Source organism: Kitasatospora sp. NPDC050463, assembly GCF_040655255.1.
Classification (GTDB): Bacteria; Actinomycetota; Actinomycetes; order Streptomycetales; family Streptomycetaceae; genus Kitasatospora.
On record NZ_JBFAJO010000185.1, the window covers coordinates 1 to 3,986 of the forward strand.

At 72.9% G+C, this 3,986-nt stretch carries 4 protein-coding genes and 1 pseudogene; 2 read left to right on the forward strand and 3 right to left on the reverse strand.

The window, feature by feature from the left end; all coding sequences use genetic code 11:
• Positions 1-128 precede the first annotated feature (128 nt).
• The 3 genes from AB0J08_RS41120 to AB0J08_RS41130 form a co-directional block, all read right to left on the reverse strand.
• Positions 129-1,319 (reverse strand): hypothetical protein, encoded by a 1,191-nt coding sequence (locus tag AB0J08_RS41120; RefSeq protein ID WP_360645179.1) that lies wholly within the window; start codon positions 1,317-1,319, stop codon positions 129-131.
• A gap of 186 nt (positions 1,320-1,505) precedes the next feature.
• Complete coding sequence (locus tag AB0J08_RS41125) at positions 1,506-2,264, reverse strand: lysophospholipid acyltransferase family protein (protein ID WP_360645182.1); 759 nt, start codon at positions 2,262-2,264, stop codon at positions 1,506-1,508.
• A 217-nt stretch (positions 2,265-2,481) separates the two neighbouring features.
• Complete coding sequence (locus AB0J08_RS41130; protein WP_360645185.1) at positions 2,482-2,907, reverse strand: DUF4395 domain-containing protein; 426 nt, start codon at positions 2,905-2,907, stop codon at positions 2,482-2,484.
• A gap of 210 nt (positions 2,908-3,117) precedes the next feature.
• Here AB0J08_RS41130 and AB0J08_RS41135 point away from each other — a divergent pair, with 210 nt between their 5' ends.
• Both AB0J08_RS41135 and AB0J08_RS41140 read left to right on the forward strand, forming a co-directional pair.
• Positions 3,118-3,531: a thioredoxin family protein gene (locus AB0J08_RS41135; protein ID WP_360645188.1), complete on the forward strand. Its 414-nt coding sequence runs from the start codon at positions 3,118-3,120 to the stop codon at positions 3,529-3,531.
• Positions 3,532-3,890: 359 nt separating this feature from the next.
• A pseudogene (locus AB0J08_RS41140) lies at positions 3,891-3,986 on the forward strand (electron transfer flavoprotein subunit beta); the annotation flags it as partial.

The following is a 3,986-nucleotide window of genomic DNA, read 5'->3' on the forward strand; positions in this document are numbered from 1 at the left end:
ACTGCAGGGGGGACCCTGTGGGAGAGTAGGACGCCGCCGAACAATCATTCACGAAGAACCCCCCGATCCATCCGGATCGGGGGGTTCTTTGCGTTGTACCGATATCCGGCCGGACGGCCTCGCGGTGGTTATGGCCGGAGGGCGGCCGGGCCCCAGCTGGGCCCGCTCTCCCATTGGTCCGCCGTGTTGGTGATCCGGGTGACGCCGGTGCCGTTGGCTTGCATCCGGTACAGGTCGGCGGCGCCTCCGGCGGGGGCCTGGGCGAAGACGATCGACGTGCCGTCGGGGGAGTAGGCGGCCGCGCCGTAGAAGACGTCGGACGGTCCGGGGGTGAGGGCGTCGATGGTGGTTCCGTCGGGCTGGACGGTGTAGATGCCCCCGCCGGGGGTGTAATCGGGACCGGCCGGATAGGTGGTGAACACGATCCGGGTGCCGTCGGGAGACCAGCTGGCACGCTCGCCGGCCCGCAGCTCCCACGGCGTGAGCCGGCGCAGGCCGGTGCCGTCGGCGTTGACGATGTAGAGCGCCCGACCTGTGGCCGGTTGGCCGGTCGAGCTGGTCCGGTACTCGAAGACGAGCTGCTTGCCGTCGGGTGACCAGCTCGGGTTGCGGACGTCGCCGGAGTACGGCGTGTCATTGGTGAGGAAGGTCAGCCGCTGGGCGTTGGTGCCGTCGGGGCTCATCACGTACAGGTCGGAGTACTGGATCTGCTTGGTGGCCGAGTCGACCTCGCCCCACGCGCGGCTGAACGCGATCTGCTTCCCGTCGGGGGAGAAGGCGGGTCCGCTCTCCGCCTCGTTGGTGCAGTCGGCCGCGCCGGTCTCGCAGAGCTGGCCGATCTGGTGAGCGCCCTCGCCGTCGGCGGACACCGTCCAGAGTCGGGCCGAGCCGTTCTCGGTCTCGATCCGGTCGAAGGCCACGGTGCTGCCGTCGGGGGACCAGTCGGGGTGGTCGTCGCGGCCCTGGCCGGGAGGCCGGGTGAGCTGCTGCAGGGCGCTCCCGTCGGCCGCGACGGTGAAGACGGCGCTGGTGAGGCGGCCGGGGTCGAGGAAGACCCGGCTGGCGATCAGGCCGTTCTGGGCCGTCACGGGGGCGGCCGGGGCGGCGGCTCCGATCACGCCCGGGGTCGCGTTGGCGACGGCGGGCTCGGGCGTGGGGGCGGCGGACGGGGACTCCGCCCGGATCTCGCTGAGCGGGATCTCGCCGGGCTGGGCACCGCACCCGGTGAGCAGGGCGGTGCCGGCCAGCAGAAGACCCGCACCTGCGTGGGCGCGGGTGCGGGCCGTGGTGGTGAGTGGCAGCAGCCGTGTGCCGGTCATCGGCGTGTCATCTCCGTCTCTGATGCAGGACGAGGCCCCCGGGGAGCTGTCACTGTGTCAGATCGGGAGTGCGGGCGGGCGCCCGACACGCGACGGTCCGTGGCCACTTGGTCGCACGGAGTATGAAGAGTGGACTTGCCGGTTCGACGGCGCGGACACCACGCCGGGGCCCGGACGGGCGGGTGGTCAGTCGCGGGTGGCGCGGCGCTCGGCCTCTGCTTCGTCCTCGGCCTCGGCGACCTCGAGGGTGGGGGCGGTGCCGCCGAGGTGGGCGGGCTGCCACCAGGTGTCGTCCGGGCCGCTCGGCTTGCCGGGGTACTCGCGCTGGGCCCGGTCGAGCATCTCGCCCATCGCGGCACGCAGCCGGCGGGTGACCATGACGGGCTTGTCGCCGGGCGCGAGCTCGATCGGCTCGCCGATCATGATGGTGACGGGGACGTGGCGCTTGGTGAGGGTCTTCGGCCGGCCCTTGGTCCAGAGCTGCTGGGTGCCCCACAGGACGACCGGCAGCAGCGGGGCGCCGGAGTCGGCGGCCATCCGGGCGGCGCCGGTCTTGAACTTCTTCAGCATGAACGAGCGGCTGATGGTCGCCTCCGGGAACACCCCGACCATCTCGCCGGCGCGCAGGGCGCGCACCGCCGCGTCGTACGCGGGCTGGCCGTCGGTGCGGTCGACCGGGATGTGCTTCATGCCCCGCATCAACGGGCCGGAGACACCGTGCTTGAAGACGTCGTCCTTCGCCATGAAGCGGGTCTTGCGCTTGCCGCCGCGGTAGGCACCGAGGCCGGCGAAGAGGAAGTCGAGGTAGCTGATGTGATTGCTCACCAGCACCGCTCCGCCCTTGGCGGGGATGTTTTCGGCGCCGACGATTCTGATGCGCACGTCGAGCGCGCGGAAGACGGTCAGTGCGGCGCCGATCACCGGCGGGTACACGAGCTCTGCCACGGTCAGTCCTGACTTCCCACGGGCCCTGTCGGCCCGGTCCGGCGGTACCCGTGTCGTACGTGGGGCCGACCGGAGGCGCGGCACGCCGCGGCGGCCACGGGTGATACACGGAGATGATCCCCCGAACGAGTGCCCGCTGTCACCTGAGGCGGGCGGTCGAGCGGGGGACGGGAGTGTGACGTCCGTGATGGGTGGGCCGGGAACCTTTCTCGGCCGGTCAGGGCGCGGGGTCGAGCCGGCCCTGCGAGCGGCGGAGCAGCAGGTACATCTCGCAGCCGAGGCAGTAACCGAAGACGGCGTTGAGGAAGGCGGCGGCGAGGGCGAACGCGGTGGCCAGCAGACCGAGCCAGGTCACCCCGGTGAGGAAGCCGAGCGTGCCCACGGCGGCGAAGGCCAGGCCGACGCCCTGGGCGAAGCGCGGTGGACGCTCGTCCTCGGTCTCGGTCGGCGGTGCCAGCCGGGGCCGGACCAGGGTCCGGTACAGCCAGCCGTACGGCGACCGGTGCAGGCCGCCGACGGCACCGAGGCCGAAGACGGCGGCCTGGAGGGCGAGCAGCAGGCCGCTGCCGCTGAGCAGGACGGCGATGAGGACGGCTGTGGTGAGCGCGGCGGCGAAGCGCGGGCCGCGGGGGTCTGTCTGCACGGGGGACTCCGGGCTGGATCGCTGGTGGGGGGACGGCGGGGCGCGTCAGTGACAGCGCGAGGCCGTGGCCCGGCACAGGTCGACCACGCGGCGGGTGGTCAGCAGCGGTCGTGCGGGGCGGTCGGAGTCCACCCGGCGATCGTACGCGGACCGAGGTCCACCGGTCGACCACTCTGTCGGAGCCCGTGGCAGCCGGGGCAGACTGGGGGGATGACCGGGTTGGTGGTGTGCGTTGTCGTGCTCGCGGTGGCGAGTGCGTTCGGGCTGCTGCGGGCCAAGCGCGACGGGAGGCTGCGGGTGCGCACGAAGGACGGGGTGGTTCGGCTCTCGGCGGCGGACCTGGGGGAGGCGCTGGGCGAGCGGGCCACGCTGCTGCAGTTCTCGACCGCCTTCTGTCAGCCCTGTCGCGCCACCCGGCGGGTGCTCGGCGAGGTGGCGGACATGGTCGAGGGGGTGGCACACGTCGAGCTGGACGCCGAGGCGCAGCTGGGCCTGGTCCGCCGGCTGGAGATCCTGCGGACGCCGACGGTCCTGGTCCTGGACGCGGAGGGCCGGGTGGTGCGCCGGGCGGCCGGGCTGCCGCGCAGGGCCGACGTGATCGCGGCGCTGGGCGAGGCGGTCTGATCCGCCCGGGTGGGGGCCGTGCGGCACGGGTGGTGAATCCCACCCCGGATGCGCCGCCCCGTCAGGTGGTGACGGCGCGGCGCTGGGGCAGGATGAGGGCTGACGGCAGTGCGGGCCGCCGCGCGGTCCGGCTGGGCCGGGGGTCCTTCGAGGGCCGCCGCGAGGCGCTCCGCGGGGCGGTCGGCCGGGGCTCGGCGGCGTAAGCTACTGGCCGGTAGTGTCATTCGACTGCCGACGAGTATGCTGCCAGGAAGTTCCGGACCGGCACGGGAACACGCTGCCCGGAGTGGGTGCGTGCCGAGTTCGCGCCCGCTTGCACAGCCGCAGCCGCCGGACGAGACCAGTACAGGAGACAGGCCGTGAGCTTGAGGATCGTTGTCTGTGTGAAGTACGTGCCGGACGCGACGGGTGACCGTCGTTTCGCGGACGACCACACCACCGACCGGGAGGGTGTG